The organism is Sporolactobacillus terrae, assembly GCF_019930545.1.
Taxonomy (GTDB): Bacteria; Bacillota; Bacilli; order Bacillales; family Sporolactobacillaceae; genus Sporolactobacillus; species Sporolactobacillus terrae.
The window spans coordinates 705,848-725,272 of sequence record NZ_CP082837.1 but is presented as its reverse complement, the minus strand read 5'-3'; the positions used below and the strand labels follow the sequence as shown (position 1 = coordinate 725,272).

Annotated in this window: 20 protein-coding genes; 8 read left to right on the top strand and 12 right to left on the bottom strand. The window is 44.8% G+C overall.

Translation table 11 applies throughout. The features are described 5' to 3' along the window. Positions 1-42 precede the first annotated feature (42 nt). The 3 genes from cydB to K7399_RS03255 form a co-directional block, all read right to left on the bottom strand. Positions 43-1,074, bottom strand: coding sequence for a cytochrome d ubiquinol oxidase subunit II (cydB, locus tag K7399_RS03265; RefSeq protein WP_037562907.1), 1,032 nt, complete (start codon positions 1,072-1,074; stop codon positions 43-45). Further along, positions 1,043-2,449: a cytochrome ubiquinol oxidase subunit I gene (locus tag K7399_RS03260; protein ID WP_028976081.1), complete on the bottom strand. Its 1,407-nt coding sequence runs from the start codon at positions 2,447-2,449 to the stop codon at positions 1,043-1,045. The genes cydB and K7399_RS03260 overlap by 32 nt, the downstream gene beginning before the upstream one ends. 776 nt (positions 2,450-3,225) lie before the next feature. Beyond that, on the bottom strand, positions 3,226-3,558 hold the full coding sequence (locus K7399_RS03255; RefSeq protein WP_028976082.1) for a MerR family transcriptional regulator: 333 nt from the start codon (positions 3,556-3,558) through the stop codon (positions 3,226-3,228). Between the two features lie 186 nt (positions 3,559-3,744). Between K7399_RS03255 and K7399_RS03250 the strand changes: the two genes are divergently transcribed. After that, a complete protein-coding gene (locus K7399_RS03250) occupies positions 3,745-3,900 on the top strand; it encodes a Fur-regulated basic protein FbpA (protein WP_081788046.1) in 156 nt (51 codons plus the stop codon). A gap of 59 nt (positions 3,901-3,959) precedes the next feature. Here K7399_RS03250 and K7399_RS03245 read toward each other — a convergent pair whose 3' ends face one another. Together K7399_RS03245 and K7399_RS03240 are read right to left on the bottom strand one after the other, a co-directional pair. Continuing rightward, on the bottom strand, positions 3,960-4,550 hold the full coding sequence (locus K7399_RS03245; protein WP_223362475.1) for an RBBP9/YdeN family alpha/beta hydrolase: 591 nt from the start codon (positions 4,548-4,550) through the stop codon (positions 3,960-3,962). A gap of 61 nt (positions 4,551-4,611) precedes the next feature. After that, positions 4,612-5,217, bottom strand: coding sequence for a phosphatidylglycerophosphatase A family protein (locus K7399_RS03240; RefSeq protein WP_028976084.1), 606 nt, complete (start codon positions 5,215-5,217; stop codon positions 4,612-4,614). 322 nt (positions 5,218-5,539) lie between these two features. Here K7399_RS03240 and K7399_RS03235 point away from each other — a divergent pair, with 322 nt between their 5' ends. Then, positions 5,540-6,223 carry a DUF421 domain-containing protein gene (locus tag K7399_RS03235; RefSeq protein ID WP_223362474.1) on the top strand — a complete coding sequence of 228 codons (684 nt, stop codon included), beginning with the start codon at positions 5,540-5,542 and terminating at the stop codon, positions 6,221-6,223. A 299-nt stretch (positions 6,224-6,522) separates the two neighbouring features. Here K7399_RS03235 and fabI read toward each other — a convergent pair whose 3' ends face one another. After that, on the bottom strand, positions 6,523-7,299 hold the full coding sequence (fabI, locus tag K7399_RS03230) for an enoyl-ACP reductase FabI (RefSeq protein WP_028976086.1): 777 nt from the start codon (positions 7,297-7,299) through the stop codon (positions 6,523-6,525). Positions 7,300-7,627: 328 nt separating this feature from the next. On the opposite strand from fabI, the gene K7399_RS03225 reads away from it, so the two are divergent. Together K7399_RS03225 and prpE are read left to right on the top strand one after the other, a co-directional pair. Beyond that, positions 7,628-8,794, top strand: a complete 1,167-nt coding sequence (locus K7399_RS03225; RefSeq protein WP_028976088.1) for an FtsW/RodA/SpoVE family cell cycle protein — start codon at positions 7,628-7,630, stop codon at positions 8,792-8,794. Between the two features lie 156 nt (positions 8,795-8,950). Beyond that, on the top strand, positions 8,951-9,691 hold the full coding sequence (gene prpE / locus K7399_RS03220; protein WP_028976089.1) for a bis(5'-nucleosyl)-tetraphosphatase PrpE: 741 nt from the start codon (positions 8,951-8,953) through the stop codon (positions 9,689-9,691). Here the strand turns inward: prpE and K7399_RS03215 are convergent. From K7399_RS03215 to yjbM, 3 genes are read right to left on the bottom strand one after another with little or no spacing between them, the layout of a single operon-like run. Further along, complete coding sequence (locus tag K7399_RS03215; RefSeq protein WP_081791716.1) at positions 9,672-10,616, bottom strand: RluA family pseudouridine synthase; 945 nt, start codon at positions 10,614-10,616, stop codon at positions 9,672-9,674. The two genes, prpE and K7399_RS03215, sit on opposite strands and share 20 nt — an antisense overlap. Before the next feature lie 22 nt (positions 10,617-10,638). Further along, complete coding sequence (locus tag K7399_RS03210; protein ID WP_051575302.1) at positions 10,639-11,478, bottom strand: NAD kinase; 840 nt, start codon at positions 11,476-11,478, stop codon at positions 10,639-10,641. A 52-nt stretch (positions 11,479-11,530) separates the two neighbouring features. After that, complete coding sequence (gene yjbM / locus K7399_RS03205) at positions 11,531-12,157, bottom strand: GTP diphosphokinase (RefSeq protein WP_028976092.1); 627 nt, start codon at positions 12,155-12,157, stop codon at positions 11,531-11,533. Between the two features lie 163 nt (positions 12,158-12,320). Between yjbM and K7399_RS03200 the strand changes: the two genes are divergently transcribed. The 3 genes from K7399_RS03200 to K7399_RS03190 are packed head-to-tail and all read left to right on the top strand — an operon-like array spanning position 12,321 to position 13,792. Beyond that, positions 12,321-12,905: a CYTH domain-containing protein gene (locus K7399_RS03200; protein ID WP_128166548.1), complete on the top strand. Its 585-nt coding sequence runs from the start codon at positions 12,321-12,323 to the stop codon at positions 12,903-12,905. A 7-nt stretch (positions 12,906-12,912) separates the two neighbouring features. After that, positions 12,913-13,608, top strand: a complete 696-nt coding sequence (locus K7399_RS16200) for a lytic transglycosylase domain-containing protein (protein WP_037582028.1) — start codon at positions 12,913-12,915, stop codon at positions 13,606-13,608. 16 nt (positions 13,609-13,624) lie between these two features. Next, positions 13,625-13,792, top strand: coding sequence for a hypothetical protein (locus tag K7399_RS03190; RefSeq protein WP_156031521.1), 168 nt, complete (start codon positions 13,625-13,627; stop codon positions 13,790-13,792). 68 nt (positions 13,793-13,860) lie between these two features. Here the strand turns inward: K7399_RS03190 and K7399_RS03185 are convergent, their stop codons facing one another. Both K7399_RS03185 and K7399_RS03180 read right to left on the bottom strand, forming a co-directional pair. Then, a complete protein-coding gene (locus K7399_RS03185; RefSeq protein WP_128166546.1) occupies positions 13,861-15,555 on the bottom strand; it encodes a M3 family oligoendopeptidase in 1,695 nt (564 codons plus the stop codon). 174 nt (positions 15,556-15,729) lie between these two features. After that, complete coding sequence (locus tag K7399_RS03180; protein ID WP_028976097.1) at positions 15,730-16,983, bottom strand: MFS transporter; 1,254 nt, start codon at positions 16,981-16,983, stop codon at positions 15,730-15,732. Positions 16,984-17,281: 298 nt separating this feature from the next. On the opposite strand from K7399_RS03180, the gene K7399_RS03175 reads away from it, so the two are divergent. Then, positions 17,282-18,160 (top strand): LysR family transcriptional regulator, encoded by an 879-nt coding sequence (locus K7399_RS03175; RefSeq protein ID WP_028976098.1) that lies wholly within the window; start codon positions 17,282-17,284, stop codon positions 18,158-18,160. 145 nt (positions 18,161-18,305) lie between these two features. Here the strand turns inward: K7399_RS03175 and K7399_RS03170 are convergent, their stop codons facing one another. After that, positions 18,306-19,220, bottom strand: a complete 915-nt coding sequence (locus K7399_RS03170) for a YitT family protein (RefSeq protein WP_223362473.1) — start codon at positions 19,218-19,220, stop codon at positions 18,306-18,308. Between the last annotated feature and the right edge of the window lie 205 nt (positions 19,221-19,425).

Below are 19,425 nucleotides of genomic sequence, written 5' to 3'. Positions count from 1 at the left end.
GTTGTCATGAGCGCCAAGCGTACACATCCTTTCTTTCTGAACTTAATATTCTAGATGATGATCCTTGGTCACTCTTTTTCTGAAAACGTAATAGCTCCAAATAGAATACCCCAGAACAAAAGGCAGCAAGGTAATGGCAACGATGGTCATTACGGTTAGTGAATAAGATCCAGACGCTGAGTTATATACGGTTAGATTATACGCAGGTGTAACACTGCTAATCATCAATCTAGGGAACAACCCGACAAACAACGAAGCGACGGTTAGCAAAATGACGCCGGCATTCATACCAAATGCCCAGCCGTCACGCTTTTTACTCAAGAAGACAGCAGACAGAATCAGGACAATGACGTCAAGCGCATAGATTGGATAAAGGAATGCGCCGCGTTTCGCAAACAAATCCGTAACAAAGTACGTCACACTAATAAATGCGAGCGCTGCAACCGCCAAAATCCAGAATACTTTTTTGGCCAGCGCGCGTGCACGCTGTTGAAGTTCGTCTGTCGTTCTCAGGCAGAGGAACACGAGTCCATGGTAGAGACAAAGCAGTGTGATGAGGATGCCGCCGAGTACGGAATACGGGTGAACAATGCTTGCAAACGTCGCATGCATGTTCATATTTTTATCAATCGGAAGTCCATACACAAGGGTTGAGAAAACGACACCCCATAGGAACGGGCATAACAGACTGGCAATGAATATTGCCCAATCCCAAGTACCTGACCATTTCGGATGGTCTACTTTTGCTCTATATTCGAAAGCCGTCCCGCGTGCGATCAAGAGCAACAGCAGGAAAACAAGCGGTACATAGAAACCGCTGAATAACGTCGCATACCAATTTGGAAATGCCGCAAACATTGCACCGCCTGCGGTAATCATCCAAACCTCATTCGCATCCCAGAATGGGCCGATCGTGTTGATCAACATTCTCCGTTCCGTTTCATTTCGCGCGACAAAACGCGTGGCCATGCCAACGCCAAAATCGTATCCTTCAAGAAAAAAGAATCCGATGAACAAAACAGCGATCAATAAAAACCACAATTCATTCAGTAACAACGTGATACGCCTCCCCATCAAATGGATCATTCGATGAAACATCCTGTTTAGCATTTAGCGATGGACCTTCTTTAAAGGTGCGCACAAAAAGGTAGATCATTACTGCTGCAAGAACAGAATACATTGTGATGAACGCTATGATCGAGAAGAGCAATTGTCCTGCCGTAACATTTGGTGATACACTGGCCGCCGTTTGCATAAATCCAAAAACTGTCCACGGCTGCCGGCCAATTTCGGTCATCAGCCATCCGGACGTGCTCCCAATGAATGGAAAAGCAATCGACGCGACCATGATTCTCAAGAACCACTTGCTGTCTTGTAATTTCTTTTTCCAAAGGAGGAAGACACCGACAAGACCGATTACACAAAGCAGGCCACCGAAACCACTCATGACACGGAAGCTCCAGAACGTTGTCTTAACCGGCGGAATATAATCCCCCTTACCGTACTTCGCAACATACTCTTTCTGCAGCGTCTCCATGCCTTCTACGTTGCCGCTGAACGTTCCGTAAGACAAGAAGTCAAGCAGATAAGGAATTTTCATTTCCTGATTGTTCTTATGGTTTTTCGTGTCTATGGAAGCAATAACTGTCCATGCAGCGGGACTTCCACTATCTTTCCAAAGCCCTTCAGCAGCAGCCATCTTCATTGGCTGCGTTTGAACCAGATATTGTGCCTGAGCATGCCCGGAAAAAGCGATCGCCAGACTGGAAATAACGCCAACGATGATCGCCAGCTTAAATGATTTCAAATAAAAGGATACTTGCCTTTTTTTAAGCAAGGCAATTGCACTGATTCCGGCAACCACAAACCCTCCGGTTGCAAAGGAGCCGAAAATCGTATGTGGGAATTCCACCCATAACTGTGGATTGGTTAAAAGCGCCAAAAAGTCGTTCATTTCTGCTCTGCCATTATTGATTTGAAAACCAACGGGATGCTGCATAAACGAATTCGCGGTCAAAATCCATAATGCGGATAAGGTCGTTCCGGCCGTCACCAGCCAAATGCAGGCTAAATGTGCACCCTTGGACAATCGATCCCATCCAAACAGCCAAATACCGATGAATGTCGATTCCATGAAAAATGCGAGCAATGCCTCAATAGCAAGCGGAGCTCCGAAAACGTCCCCCATGAACCGTGAATATTCCGACCAGTTCATACCGAATTGGAATTCCTGCAGAATACCGGTAACAACACCGATTGCAAAGTTAATTAAAAAGAACTTCCCCCAAAATTGAGCCATTTTCTTGTAGATTTCATTTTTCTTAACGACATACATGGTCTCCATAATTGAAATGATAAGTACAAGACCAATTGAGAGCGGTACGAAAAAAAAGTGAAAAATCGTCGTTGCCGCGTACTGAAATCTCGCTAAACTCAATACATCAAACATGCTCTCTCCTCTTTTCAAGTGGGTACCCTTAGGTAGGGGTACCTTTTATCTCTAAAAGCAGCAATCATCTAAAATGATCCGACCGATCGGATTAAAAGTGTAACAGATGTCACAATCCACTACCTACTTTACAACTTCTTTGGCACCATTCACCCTGTCGCTCATGACAATTTTGTGAACATATCGTGACGTATTTTTATCCAAATTGTGACATTGTTCGCGTATGAACAATATGTATTTGACAAGAGAAAAAATATTTCTTGTTTTTTTGACAATCAGAAAAAAATTAAAATCAATGTGAAACTGTTTTAAAACAATTTTTCTTATGCTGAATGTGAAACATACCCGATGCCTCGTTCATAATCAAATTCGTCTTCCATGCAGCTTTGATTCATCGAACTTGAGCTTAAACGACACTTCAATCCTAAGTAGCACAGTACGTTCAAAACCATATCAGTGCTTTCCCTATGAGAAAAACCAAGTTGTGCTTGGTCCTTTATCTCCAGCCATGCGTGATGGATTCGTGTCTTTTCGGTGCTGAATCGTCGCTTCGGTTACTCGCTTGCCGCGGGCGCACCACGAGCCTCCTCAAACAGACAGGAATCTGCGGGGTCTCGTTGGCCCGCATCAACCAAGCGCGATCCCGCAGGCGCCAGAGTACCTCCGCTTTGATTCATAGTCAAGACACGGAGCTATTGATTTGAAGATGGGGCAAAATCTTATACTTTCTTTCCCTATAAAAAAAGCCGGCACTTCTGCCGGTCTGCTTGGTTCGATTAATCTCTCTTATTAAAATAGGCATTAAGCTGGCCGCGAATCATCCGCTCCCTAAGCTTCGTATCATACCGCTTATCCTCTTTTCGCTGCATCTCTTTACGCAGCTCGGAGGTCTGCATACCATCCTCCATCTTATTGGCGATATCCATGAGCGCTTCAACATCTGCAAAAGAATATTTGCGATTCCCGCGTTCCGTTCGTTCTGGAAAAATCAGTTTTCTTTTTTCATAATAACGGATCTGCCGTTCACTCAGTCCTGTCAGCTCGCAAACGGTTCCAATCGTAATCACCTTTTTATAGAGATAAGCATCTTTCTGAGAATGCGTCGCCACTAGTTCACCCCTCCACTTTCGTTGAAATGTTTTCAAAAATCACGCAATTGTGTGTAAGATAATATTACATCTACAATCGTTACAGTTCAATAACTATGTAAGATTTTATAACGAACTATTGGACGAAAAAATGAAAACGCGCTAAACTATTTATAGGATTAATGCAGACATGAAGAGGTGTGTGCAATGACGGAGACACTCACACAAAATAACGAGAAAGAAAAGAACGCCCTCATCATTAAGCTGTTGAACGAAGGGGTTTATAAAACAAAGAATCGTCAGCTTTATCAGCTGTCCTTTAATGAACTTAAAACGCTATATAAGAAGATCCTGCAGCCATAACGTGCTGAAAAGGGAAGGGTATCTCATAAGTCGATCATGACCTGAGATACCCTTCTTTCTCAACTATTTTTCCAGTCCATTTGATCCTCAAGGCAAAGCTTAAGCATCCACGGCCATGGACCATAACCGGAATCAAGGTTGATATGCCCTTGTTCAGGAATAATAAAACAGGGTAAGCAGTAAGTCAAAAAGTGACCCATATCCGCTTGTGGCAGAAAGGGATCGTTGGTAGACAATACAAACAGGCTTTTCTTAGCAGCCGCTGCAAGCGATTGTTTCGCTTCCGGCAGCGGAAAAAAATCTTGAATTTCTGCTTTTTTATGATAGGGAGAAGGCGGACAAACCATAATCACACGATCAATGCGTCGTGAAAGACGCTGCGCAGCATAGTGAATCCACAGGATGCACCCTAAGCTGTGCGCGACGACCGTTAACGGTTCGTCAGGTATCTGCTCAAGCGTTCGGTTCAGCTGATTGAGCCATACGTTTTTGAGCGGTCGATCCCAATCCGAAAATTGAGGAAACCAGACCTTCTTCCCTTTTCTTTTTAAGGATTCCGTCAGCCATTCTTGCCAATGCCCGCCCTTGCTTCCACCAAGCCCATGCAGCACAAGATAATTCATCACATGCACCTCAATTACTAAATCCATTTCATAAATGCACCTTTTTTCATTATACAACAATAAACGGATCCGGGTGATCCGGATCCGCTTATTTTCTATGAGATTGAGCAGCTCTTTTCTCTTCATCATCCCTAACGCGATGTGCGAGACGGCTTGATGCGTCCGCAGCAATACTCGCAATTAAATCATCGAGAAATGTGTTGACCCGCCCACCTTTAGCCAAATCCACTTTTCCGATAATCTTCGGCTTGACTTTATCCAAATAGCCAAAGGTAGTCGCCGCGATACTTCCAAAACTTGAAACAGCTCCCAAAGCAATCGTTTCATCGACTCCGAACAATCCTTCATCTTGATCAACCAGCGATTGCAGCGGTTCGGATAACATTTTCTTCTCAGCAAAACGATCAAGTTCGATGCCGACCAAGATCGCATGCTGCAGTTCGCGCTTTGCAAGCACTGCCTTAACATTCTCCACGCAGAGTGCCTTTGTTAATCCGGACATAAACGGTTTCTGCAGATCAAATACAATCTCGGCGATATCGTCGATTTGCACGCCTCGTTCAGCTAAAGCTTTTTCGGCTGCACGTTCGACCGCCTCAGAGGTGACTCTTTTTTTATGCGCTGAGTAAAAAGTTGCACCCTCCGGAAGTCCCGGAGCATACGTCATGCTTTTTGAAAATGATTGATCTTCCATCTATTTTCTCCTTCCGAGCAGCTCGTCACAGGAATTTGAACCTGCATCGAGCAATCAATAAGTTGCAGCGTGCAGTTCTCCTCCCCTCATTTTATGCAAACCTCATTTAAAAAATGACGACTATGGTTGCGCAAAGCACAAATTCTTTGCCCTGTGTATCGACAGCTGACTTTGTGATGCACGCAAAGACCTGTACCGCTATTCTAGTCCAATGGCTCGTATCGAATCAAGAAATTCCAATGAACACATTCTTATAGGCGCATAAATTAGATGATTTGCTCTCAAACTAGATTTATGATGATTTAGAAAAGGTGGCCGTATCATGCATGAACTTATCTCAATCTCTGTGGAACTCACTGTCGGCCTATTCGCGCTGCTTCTGCTCACTAAGATGATGGGCCGAGCCTCGATGTCCGAATCAACCCCCTTTGACTTCATCTCCATGATTGTCGTCGGTGATTTTGTGAGCGATGCGATCTATGATCCGAATACACATGTCTTCAAGGTGATCTATGCCATACTGTTTTGGGGGATCGTTATTTATAGCATTGACCTGATCACATTAAAGTTCAATAAGACACGCCGTTTCTTCGAAAGTCAGCCATCTCTCATCATAAAAAAAGGCCGTATTGATCGCCAAGTGATGAAGAAAAATCGTGTCGATATGAACCATTTGCAAATGCTGCTGCGCGACCGCAGCATTTTTTCTCTTCGTGAAATTGAGTATGCGGTTCTTGAGCCGAACGGCAAGGTATCCGTTATTCGTAAATCCGATAACGAGCCAACCGTCCGAAGCGATTTTTCACTGAAAGCAAAGAACGTTTGCCTTCCCGTAACGCTCATCAGCGATGGGGTCATCATTGAAAAAAATTTAGACACGCTTGGCAAAACAAAGTCTTGGCTCATGCATGAACTGAAAAACTACGCGGTTTCAGAGGCAAATCAAGTAATGTTCGCCGAGTGGCGCGATGATGACGGGCTATTCATCCAAAAGATGAGCAACTAGCTTTTTACTGATCGAAACTTTACGGATAGCATTCAGTTTATGCAGCACTTGCATGTTTCTTGACATCTTTTCTGAGATGAGAAAAACCGGGCAAAAAGCGCCCCGTCCTTACTTCCGCAGGCTGCGGAGTCTTCCTTGGCTCGCTGTTCCCGCAGGCGCCAGAGTACCTCCGCTTTGATTCTTGCCAAGACACGGGTCTATTGGTTTGAAGACAGGGCAAAATGCTAAACTTTCTTTACCTGTGAAAAAACTGCCTGTCCTTCTTTCGAAGGAAGACAGTTCTTTTTTCTCTTGAAAAGTCAGATGCTGATAATGTTGAATCCGGCATCAACATGAAGCGTTTCGCCTGTAATATTCTTAGACAAATCACTGAATAGGAACAATGCCGTATTACCAACATCTTCAGGGCTAATTGAGCGGCGAAGCGGTGCTTTTTCTTCAATCACTTTAAGTACACCATTGAAATCTGAGATACCCTTTGCAGAAAGCGTACGGATCGGTCCGGCAGAAATACCGTTCACACGAATGTTGTCCTTACCAAGATCGTTCGCCAAATATTTTACGCTCGCATCCAGGCTCGCCTTGGCAACGCCCATGACGTTATAATTTCTAACGACACGTTCCCCACCGAGATAAGTCATTGTCACGACACTGCCGCCTTCAGTCATCAGCCCTTTTGCTTCTTTAAGTACGGCAGTCAGCGAATAGGCACTGACATTTTGCGCGAGCAGGAAGCCGTCACGCGTCGTATTCATGTAATCGCCGTCAAGTTCTTCCTTCTTGGCAAAGGCAATGCAGTGCGCTAAACCGTGAATTACGCCAACATCCTCTTTAATCTTTGCAAAAGTTGCTTGAATCTCTTCATCAATGGTTACATCGCATGGATAAAAAAGGCTGTCCTTGCCATCAAGTGTTGCCGCCAGCTTTTCGACGGGTTCGCGGAACCGTTCATTATTGTACGTAAAAATCAGACGCGCTCCGGCACGATCCAGCGCTTGCGCAATGCCCCATGCTATGCTTCGTTTATTCGCAACGCCCATCACAACATAGGTACGCCCTTTAAGTGTTAATTCCATTGCAAAACCTCCCTGTATCACTTCAGTCCAAACGTTATTATATCATGAAAGCGGCGCGCGCGTCCCTTTCACAGTCGATCATCGTGTTAAGGCAAGCGGCGCAACGGCTGATTTGCGATCATAAAAAAATCCGCGGAATTTTCTTCGTTATCGGATACAAAATCGCGAACAACGACGAATGTTTTTAATTAGCAATCATGAACCCTTAATGACTTCAATTCACCATTTTGTTTCTTTTTTACCCGCTTTACGCTATCATGATTAAGGATTACCAACCAATGGCTAAGTACATATTTGAGATCTATTATAAAGAAGAAGGATTAAGTTCATGTTAAATCGAGATTCTCTAGCTAAAATAGACTACACACTGTTTTTTATTGTATTCTTGCTTGCTTGCATCAGCTATATTTCCATCTCCATGGCGCCGTTGAAATCAGGTGCTCCCGCTGTCGGATTGGCGTATCGTCAGGTGATCTGGTATGTTTTCAGTACTATGATTGCTGTAGCAATTATGTTCTTTGACTATGAACGTTTGAAACGCATGCACTGGATCTTTTATGGAATCGGCATGTTTCTGCTCATCGGCCTCACCTTTGCGCAACTCGGATTGCCCGTTCCTATGGTCGATAAATCGCATGGAGCAACGAGCTGGTATGCGCTGCCTGGGATCGGACAGCTTCAGCCCTCTGAGTTCATGAAACTATTTATGATTGTCTCGATTGCGACAACCATTGACAAGCATAATGAAGTTTATTCCATCCGTGGTTTACGAGAAGACCTGCTGCTGCTCGGTAAAATTGCGCTGGTTTCATTACCGCCTTTTTTTCTCGTGTTTATTCAGCCTGATCTTGGAACAGCTTTAGTCATGTTCAGCATTATTCTTTCAATGACAATCGTCAGTGGCATTAATTGGAAATTAATTGTTTCAATTCTGATAACATTGACGGCAGGTCTTGCTTTTTTCGCGATCAGCTGGTTTCATTTTCCACAGATCATTAATATTTTTCTTAAATCGCACCAAAAAGACCGTTTTTTGGCATGGCAGGATCCAGAGCGTTATTCCTCTGAACAAGGCTATCAGCTCCTTCAGTCGATCCGATCAATTGGATCAGGAGAATTTTTCAATCATCAATTTAATTCGGCGATATCGCTTCCGGAATCGTACAATGACTTTATTTTCGCTGTCATTGGCGGCGGCTTTGGGTTTGTCGGTGCAGTCACCGTTATCTTGCTGTTCTTTCTATTAATTTCGCGTGTGATCAAAGCCGGAGCTGAAACCCATGATCCATTTGGCAGCTATATCTGTACAGGCATCATTGGCATGATCATGTTTCAAGTTTTTGAAAACATTGGAATGACGATTCAAGTGATGCCGGTCACCGGGATCACACTTCCTTTTCTCAGCTATGGGGGAAGTTCACTGCTCTCCAGTATGATCTGTATCGGTTTAGTGCAAAGCATCCGCCTTCAAACGCAAAAATTTATGTTCTCCTAAACAGCCGCGCGCGGCTGTTTTTTATAAAGAAAGCAAGTACATGGCTTTGAACTTGCTGAAGGGAACTTCCGCTTTTTCTGATACAGAAATCAAACTTATGAAGCGGGCGCAATTGGAGAAAATAGGTGAGAAGGCTCGATACGGAGGATGAGGGATATGTACGACGTCATTGGTGATGTTCATGGCTGTTATCGGGAGTTTGTTCGTCTCACAGAGAAGCTCGGCTATCAGTGGACGCAGCATCTGCCCATTCATCCCGATCAGCGAAAGCTGGTTTTTGTCGGTGATATTGCCGACCGCGGTCCGGATTCTCTGCAAATGATCCGGACCGTCATTGAATTGGTTAATCATGAGCTTGCTTTGTATGTGCCCGGCAATCATTGCGATAAACTTTATCGCTACTTCATTGGCCGCCGCGTTCAAATTGCCCATGGGCTTGAAACAACGGTTCATGAGTTGGAACAGTTGGACACACAATCGTACAAAAGAATAGCAGAACAATTTCAGAAATTGTACCAGAAAGCGCCGCTGATCTTGTATCTTGATCAGCAGCGCTTGGTGGTCTGCCATGCCGGCATCAGGCAGCAGGATCTCTTTAAACCGATAAACAAGAAAATCAAAAGTTTTGCGCTCTATGGCGACGTAACCGGAAAAACGGATGCTGATGGGCTTCCTGAACGTCGCGACTGGGCGGTCAATTACCACGGTAAAGCGCTGATTGCTTATGGCCATACGCCCGTCGTCCGTCCACGCTGGAAAAATAAGACGGTTAATCTAGACAGCGGATGCGTCTTTGGCGGCCAATTAAGTGCCCTGCGCTATCCGGAAATGGAGCTAGTCTCCGTAGACTCAGCGATGCCGCGCATTCCTGAGCGGTTTAGATCTTTTCCAGATTGACCGGCTCATGCATCAGACGCAGCATATCCTCCGGGCATTGCTGGTGCACATGCATCCGCTCACCTGTAAATGGATGCATAAACGATACTTCAAAACTGTGCAGCGCCTGGCGGTTGATCAGCGTCAACGGCCCACCATACAAGTCGTCGCCCAGCAACGGATGGCCAATTGAAGCAAAATGCACGCGAATCTGATGGGTCCGGCCAGTCTGCAGACGGACAGCAACTAGTGTCCAATCCGCAGATCGCTGCAACACTTTGTAATGTGTGATCGCTCGTCGCCCTTCGCGCCAATCAACACATCGCTCAATCGCGCTCCCTTCTTTCCGACCGATTGGCGCGTCAATCACGCCCTGATCTTGATCGATCGTCCCTTGCACGCAGGCAAGATATCTGCGATGAATGTCTCTTTTTTTCTGCATTTTAAAAAACCGTTCATGACTGAAACGATTTTTCGCAACCAGCATCAAGCCTGACGTATTGCGGTCCAGCCGATTGATGATATGAACCGTTGACGCCAAATGCTGCGCATGAAAATAATAAAGCAACCCATTTGCTAAAGTTCCCGACGGATACAGTTGTGAGGGTATCACCGGGATACCCGCCGGTTTATTGACAATCAGCACAACATCGTCTTCATAAACAAGATCAAGCGGTAACTCATTTTCTGCTAGAAACGCGCTAGGCGTCTCTGGAGGAAAAATAATTTGCAATTTTTCGCCTTCCTGAAGGACATGACGCACGGAACGTTCTTGTCCATCCACAAGCAGTTTACCGCCTTTGTATTTAATCGCCGATAGGGCGCGCCTTGAAATACGGATTTCTTTTTTTAAATAGTCACGCATGATCATGCCGTGTTCTGAAGCACTCATGATCTTCTCAATCATAAAACACTTTTCCATGACAACCGGAACAAGGTTCCTCATTCACGTCCTTATTCTATATAGTTTAACCAATAAACGAGTCGCGAACGCGCCGCCAGAACGGGAACGGACGGAAACGCGCAAAGCGAATCTTTTCTTCCGCTACACCGAATTCAATTTTTTTCACATCCTCATGCACACGAGACAAATGATCGACGGAAAGGGTAAACGCTCGATCAGCAACCGGCATAACCTGACAGTGATGGTGCTGCGGCAAGATTAGCGGTGAACCCACCGTACGAAAAACACGATTATTAATGGATGCGATTTCGGTCAGCTGAATTGAAGGCAAAGAAGGATGAACCAGCGCTCCGGACAATCCTTTGTTATATGCGGTTGATCCGGTCGGTGTTGAAAAACACAACCCGTCTCCCCGGAAGCTTTCAAACTTCTCGCCTTTGATCAAAACGTCCGCAACGAGCAAGCCGGAAGCGCTGCGTACCGTGCATTCATTGAGCGCCAGCAAATCGTCCGGTTTCACGTTGCTGCTATAATGCACACCAATATGCAGCAGCGGATATTCCACCAAGTCAAAGCGCTTTCCAATGATCGCTTCAACCAATTCGTCCACTTCTCCCGATGTCCAGTCTGCATAGAAACCTAAATGCCCGGTATGTACGCCTACAAAAGCAGTCGTGTTCAAACGATGCGTGTAGGTGTGAAACGCATGCAGAAGTGTCCCATCGCCGCCGATTGAAATCACTAAATCCGGTTCATTCTCATCATAAATCATTTGCTTTGCTTTTAGTTGATCCAGTATTTGCCTATGTAATTCAGATGATAATGGATCGTCTTTGTATTCAATCGCAAACTTTTTTAAACTTCCTGCGGGAATATTTCTTATATGAAGCGCTGAATCACTCATTTTCTATGAACTCCTTCCTATTGCTTAGTTCGGAAGCCTCTTCATCCATGATTCACGACTCCTGTTCGCTATTTTTCTGATTAAAGCGCAACTGAGCCACCTGAATTTCATCGCGAATCTGCGACATTTCTTCATCAAGTCGAAAAGCAGCTTCAGCCGCTCGCAGCAATCTTTTTTTCACATCCGTCGGAATCTTGCCATTATATTTATAATTCAATGAGTGCTCAATTGTTGCCCAGAAATTCATCGCCAGCGTGCGTACCTGAATTTCAACAAGAATTTTCTTCTCTCCGCTTACCGTCTGAACCGGATACTGAACGACTACATGGTAGGAGCGGTAGCCACTCTTTTTCTTTTCGCTAATATAATCACGTTCTTCCACAACGATAAGATCGGTGCGGCTTCGGATCAGTTCAACCACACGGCGAATGTCGTCTACAAATTGACACATCACACGAATGCCCGCTAAATCCTGCATCTGCGTGTTGAGTTGCGTCAAGGGAATCCCCTTACGCCGGGCTTTTTCAATGATACTTGGTATTGGTTTCACACGACCGGTGACAAATTCGATCGGCGTATTTTCTGAGGTTACTTCATATAATTCACGGTAACCGCGTAGTTTCACTTTGAGTTCATCAACTGCCTGTTTGTAAGGCGCCAGAAAAATATCCCACTCCATTTCGATCACTCCATCTCGTCCAAAACAAGAACAACGTACGTTCAAATGTTGCGCTCTCCGCCCGAAAATGAGCAGCTCTCAGTTGTTTCTTCCCCCCCATTATGTCATAATTTAGAAGAAGTTACGAATTTATGTGATCGATTTGAAGGCGGGAAATAACGCGATGAGTCACGAATTAGAAATTGAATATAAAAATATGCTAACGGCTGAGGAATTTGCCAAACTCTGCACAGCATTTAAAAAAGACGAACCATCCTTCTTTAAACAAATAAATTACTATTTTGATACACCGACTTCCGCCTTGAAAAATAAGAAAACGGTGCTGCGTATCCGTGAAAGCAGCGGCACACATGACTTTACCCTAAAGCAACCTCATAGCGGAGTGATTCTTGAGACACACCAGCAGCTGAGCGACGAAGAAAGCCGTTCAATGATTCAGTTAGGGATTGTCCCGTCAGGAGAAATTGAACAGGCCATGACTAAAATTGGCGTCGATGTCGATCAGCTTGTTCTTATCGGCGAACTGACGACAAAACGCTGCCAGTTCCCCTATCATTCCGGAGAACTTTTTCTCGATCACAGCGTCTACTTTGACCACAGTGATTATGAATTAGAATTTGAAGCTGCGGATGCACAATCCGGACCAGCTGTTTTTAATACTTTGCTGCACACCTTTGCGATTCCGCGCAGGCCCTCGCAAAGCAAAATGATGCGTCTGAATCAAGCCATTAAAGCCAGAAGGAGCTGAGAGAATAATGACCGTCAATCCAAGTATAATGGCACAACTGTTGTCCTTATCACTCTGTTCCGGAATTCAAAATCAATCATCCGATCAGCAATCACCTTTTTCCAGTACGGATCATGATGCTACGCAGTTATTCGGTTCGCTGCTCGCAATGATGATGAACGATTCCTATTCAACCAGCGGTTCGGGGCGGTCCATCCCCTCCGAACGCGCTTCATCTGCTTCGTCCATTTCAAGTACAAATTCGGATCAGATGCTGTGGCAACAATTAGCCGACACCCTACCGGCGCTGAACATCACGGATTCCTCAAAAAAATCAGATTCAGGTTATGACATGATCATCCAAGAAATGAGCACAAAATATTCCGTGCCCGCACCGCTGATCCGCTCAGTCATTGATACGGAATCCGGTGGAAATCCAAGTGCAACCAGTTCATCTGGGGCAATGGGCCTGATGCAGCTGATGCCTAGTACAGCAGCTGATTTAGGGGTCACAAACCCTTATGACCCTGCACAAAACATCGAAGCCGGCACTCGTTATCTGAGTCAATTAATTAAGCGCTACAACGGAGATAACCGCTTAGCGCTCGCTGCCTATAATGCCGGTTCAGGCGCGGTACAAAAGTATGGCGGTATCCCTCCATTTCCTGAAACTCAGGCTTATGTCAGCAAAGTACTGAGCAAGGTTCAACAAACCTATGTATGAAGGGCGGTATCCAATCATGGATGATGAAAGACTGAAAGCAATTGAAGCCAAGCTGTCTGCCGTTGAAAAGGAACTTCATGAATTAAATGAAGCGAAGCAAAGACCGCGCTTTGCTTCGAATACCATTTGGGCATTGATTCCTATTGTTGCAATTATCATGTGGGGTCTTCAAGGACTTTTCTGATTGTCTTATTGCTAGAAAACACCCTCGAATCCAATGGATTTGAGGGGATTTTCTTTAAAGATATTCTTTTAATAGCTGCTGTCGTCGACTTGATCGAGCCAATCCGTCACAGACGCGATAACCGACGCAACGCAGCCCGCTTTGAACGGCGACTCCAATCCGGCCGTCTTCACGAGCTCCAAGAAAGACTTGCTTCCGCCCTGCTTGCACAGGTTTAAATAGTCCTTCCATGCCGCATCATAATCTTCCTGTGATTTCTTCCAAAATTCAAACGCACAGACTTGGGCCAAAGTGTAGTCAATGTAATAGAATGGCGATTCATAAATATGACCTTGGCGCTGCCAGAAACCGCCCTTTTCCAAGAATTCAATCCCGTCATAGTCACGATCCGGCAAATATTTTTTCTCAATCGCCTTCCAAGCTTGTTTCCGCTCAGCCGGGGTCATTTCCGGATGCTCGTAAACAACATGCTGGAATTCATCAACACTCACCCCATAAGGAAGGAACAGAAGTGCATCGCTTAAATGTGAGAATCTCCTTTTATTTGCATCCTCTTTGAAGAACAGATCCATCCACGGCCAGGTAAAGAATTCCATACTCATCGAATGAATTTCGGCCCCTTCAAATGTCGGCCAGCGATACTCCGGAATCTCTGTGCGTGTCGTATAGACCTGAAATGCATGCCCGGCTTCATGAGTCAGCACGTCAATATCCCCGGCTGTACCGTTAAAGTTTGAAAAAATAAATGGTGAGTTATAGTCAAAAATATATTCGCAATAGCCGCCGCCCGCTTTTCCTTGAGTTGCCAGCAGATCCATCAGATGATGATCTAGCATGAATTGGTAAAACGTTCCTGTCTCCGGCGAAAGTTCCGCGTACATCCTCTTTCCATTTTCAATGATCCACTCTGAATTTCCCTTTGGAGCAGCATTTCCTGTGGTGAATTGATACGGAACATCGTAATAGTATAATTGATCCGTACCAATCCGTTTGCGCTGCCGCTCATAAAGCTTACTTGCCGCCGGCACAACGTATTTGCGAATCTGTTCGCGATAATTCTTGACCATCTCGCGGTCATAACCGATCCGCGCCATTCTGTAGTAACTCAGATCAGCATAGTTGGAAAAGCCAAGCTTCCGGGCAATCTCCGTCCGAATCTTCACCAACTGATCATAGATCTCATCAAACGCTTGTTCATGTTCGGCAAAATAACCGAAATAAGCTTCAAGTGCCGCTTTTCTTTCTTTCCGATCGGCAGATTGTTGGAAAGGCGTAAGCTGAGCCAGCGTCCGTTCCTCGCCCTTAAATGGAATCTTCGCAGCGGCAATCAGCTTGGTGTACTTGGAGGTCCACTTATTTTCCTGCTGCATAAGCGGAATTACTTCAGGGGAAAAACTTTTAAGCTGTGCTTCGGCAAGTGCAAAAAGCTGTTTTCCCCATTTTTTCTCCAACTCTGCGCGAAATGGCGAGTCAAGCAGCAGTCTATAGAACGCGGTCGTCTTTCCTTCAAAAATCGGCATGGTTTCATCAGCAAAGTCATTTTCCTTTTTATAAAAAGGATCCTCCGTATCGATGGTATGCCGAATTCCAACAAGCTGGAACATGGTATCCAAATGCTTGCGCATACGATTGATCGCTTGAGCCGCACAAATCGCATCATCTAAGTTTGCAGCGTGCTCAAACGCATCAAAAGCTTTACCGAATGCCCCTTCATATTTTGCGACATCCGGGCGCTCATACTTATAATCTTCAAACACCGTCACTGCAAAAACACCCCTTTTTCCATTCCTTCTCTTCTTTCCATAGCTTAACTATTATATAAAGAAAAATGAGCAGCGCCAAGTTTCAGACGCAACGCCACCATTTACGCAAAAAAACCGGTACCTGCCCGTGTTGATCGGTGCAGCACCGGTTTTGCGTCTTCAAGACTAGAGTAGTCAGATATGCTGACTTGCAATGCTGTGATGGTGATTGTGATGGTGCCGGCGATAGCGGTGACATGCTCCATTCAATACCATTCTCCGTACAAAATAGCAAAGCGTCATCCCGATGGTACATAACAGCGCTATTGCAATAACCAAGCCCGTCCATCCATACCATTCAAGGAACAAGCCGCCAACAGATCCAACCACGCTGGAGCCGACATAATAGAACAGCAGATACAATGAAGAAGATTGCGCCTTCTCACGTCGATTCGCCAGGATGCCGACCCAGCTGCTAGCCACCGAATGGCCACCAAAGAAGCCAAACGTAAACATCGCTAATCCGAAAATTTTAACAGCCAAGAGCGACGACATTGTGATCACCAGCCCACCGATCATCATGATCAGACAGAGACCAATCACCCCGGAACGGCTCGTATGATCGGACAATCGTCCCATCCAAGTGGAGCTGAATGTTCCAACAAGAAAGATAACAAAAATAAACCCAATCAATGTCTGGCTTAAATTATAGGGCGGCTCCAAAAGCGGAATACCGAAATAATTGTAAATCGTTACGAAACTGCCCATCAGAATAAAGCCTATTAAGTATAAGAAAACCAGAGCCGGTGACTCAATATTTTCAAGAAATCCTGCCGTTGTTCGTTTCATCGATCCGCGTCTTGAATCAAAGTGTTTTGATTTTGGGAGCAGGATCATGAACAGCCCGCACATGACTAAGTTGAGTAAGCCTAATAGAGCGATGGCCGTATTCCAAGAAAAAGCATCACTGAGTGAGCCGACAATCAAACGTCCGGCTAATCCGCCCAGACTGTTGCCGCTGACATAAATGCCAATCACATAGCCGAGTACCTTCTTGTCAAATTCTTCGTTTATATAAGCCATCGCAATGGACGGATAGCCTGCAAGCAGCGCGCCCTGAACAAAGCGAACCGCAATTAAAAGCGGCAAGTTCTGAATAAAGCCAACGGTAATTGAAAGAAATGCAGACGACACAAGAGCAAGAATCATAACTTGCTTTCGATCATACATCCCTGAAGTAAACGAGACAAATAATAGGAAGATCGCCAGTGCACCGGTTGCAGCAGACAAAGACAAACTTGCTGCAGCCGGTGGAACGTTAAATTGCGCGGCAATAACAGCAATAACCGGTTGCGTACAATAAAGATCGGCAAACATAATAAAGCTTCCCAAAAATAAAGCCACTAATGTCTTTTTAAAGGCTTTACTTTCAGGCGATATAAAATCCATGTAAAACGACATCCTTTCTGTTTCTGTTTGTAACATTCATACTATGACAATATCGATTCATTGTCTAATAAATTCTGTAAATCGTATTGATGCACAGAACGTGTTAATGAGTGACATGCCAAAAATTGTTTTTCTCGGCAAGATATATGCGATTTTCCGCTGCAACTATGGTACTATATAGGGTACACCTTATAATATAAAAACCGTCAATTTTGTGACGGTTTACTTAGGGCCTGAAACAAGCAGGAACATTATCCTGTTCCGATACTATTTTCCTATATTCTAGGAGTGATCATTCATGGAGTGGCAACAGATTGAATATTTTCAAAAGGTCGCTCAGCTGCAACATATGACGCAAGCGGCGGAAGATCTGTCAATCTCACAACCTGCATTAAGCCGGTCAATTGCCCGGCTGGAAGAAGAACTTGGCATCCCTCTTTTCGAAAGACAGGGAAGAAGCATTATTTTAAATCAGTACGGCAAAGTGCTTTTAAAGCATGTAAACCGAATCCTCAAAGAAATCGATGATACAAAAAAAGAAATACAATCGCTGCTCGATCCTGAGTACGGCGAGGTATCCCTTGGTTTTCTTCACACGCTGGGTGTCAATATGATCCCTAATATCCTCCGCACATTTCAAAAAGAGCATGCAAACATCAAAATTAAACTCTATCAAAATAACAACGTCTCGTTGCTGAAGCAGCTTCAGGCAGGAGAAATTGATCTCTGTCTTGTTCATCACTCCTATGAAGACCCGCATATTCAATGGGAAAAATTATGGGATGAAGAATTGTTTCTGATGGTCTCTGCATCGCATCCGCTCGCGCGCCGGGAATCGATTACCCTAGATGAAATTCAATCGGAGCCGATGATTGCCTTAAAAGAAGGCTTTGAGCTGCGCAAAATTGCGGACAAACTCTGTCGCAAAGCAAACTTCACACCGAACATCACATTTGAAGGTGAAGAAGTGACCACACTGGCGGGACTGGTCGCCGCAGGACTCGGTGCCGCTCTGATGCCGGATCTAAAGGATATCGACCATAGCAAAGTGGCCAAGATCCATGTTCGCTGGCCCAGCTGTTCGCGTCAAATTGGGCTTTCCTGGTATGAAGATCGCCCGCTGTCACCCGCCGCTGCTCACTTTAAACGTTTTGTCTTTACGCATTATCGAAAATAAAAAAGCGCTTCTTGGCCAGTAAATGCCAAGAAGCGCTTTTTGGTTGTCGTATCAAAAATCCATAATAACAGCAGCTTGCTTATTTTACTGCTGATGAATGAAATAGTTTCTGGAAATGTTCATAATCCTGATATCCTAATGTTTTTTACGCTTTTTGCGTGTGCTCGCCGTGTTTCATCGCTTGAACCGCTCGCTGCTGCTCTTCTGTGTGAAAGGTACCGATGATCTTGTTTGTCTCCAAAATATTTGTGAAGGCATTGGGATCAATGGCTTTAATCAGGCGTTCGATCTTGTAGAGTTCGTAATGGCTGATGACGATCATCAAAGTGGTCTTCTTAGATCCGGTAAATCCGCCGTATGAAGGAATCACCGTTATGCCGCGATCAAATTGGTCTTGTATCGCCTTAGTCAGACGCTTCCACTCGTTGGTAACCGTCATCACCGTCAACTTTTGATACTTCGTGTGAATCATATCGATCACATAGCTGTTTACAAAGCGTGAAATTAATGTATACAGAGCATATTGCCACTCATAGACCGCACCCGCAATCACAATAATGATACCGTTTAAGATCAGAAAATATTTTCCTGAAGAGGCATTGCGATTGCGCCGCGTCAAATAGATCGCGATGATATCCAGCCCACCGGTCGAAATCCCATATTTCAGTGCCACCCCCACTCCAATCGCGGAAATCATGCCGCCAAAAATAGAATTGAGCAGCAAGTCTGAAGACAGTGGGTGTAGCGGCAAAACGGTCAGGAAAAACGATGTTAAGACGACGGTAATGAAACTAAACAACGTAAAGCTCTTCCCTACCTTGAACCATCCTAGAAGGGCAATCGGCAAATTCAAGATCAAGACCAGCAGCCCAATGGAAAGATGAATATGCGCGCTGTCAAGCAAAATATCGGAAATCAGCTGGGCTGCACCATTGATACCTGCCGCATAAACATGGGCTGGAACAAGAAATAAATTCATGCTCAATGCACACAAAAAAGCAGCACAAACTGCAATCACTAATTTTTTTATTAGTTCTCCAAATGTAAAGCCAGGTAGCATCTTGTTCTTCCTTCTTCATTTGATATGATTCACTTATTATTGATCTCCCTTAATTCCCCGGGTCTCACATTATAACACCATGAGTATTGGATTCAAGCTTGGGAAACATTTTCCTAATTATTTTATTTGTCACACTAAACGAATGATTCAGCCATGGATTCAAAGTGAACACAAGTGATGAGAAAACCCCTGAGTTGCCCTTCAC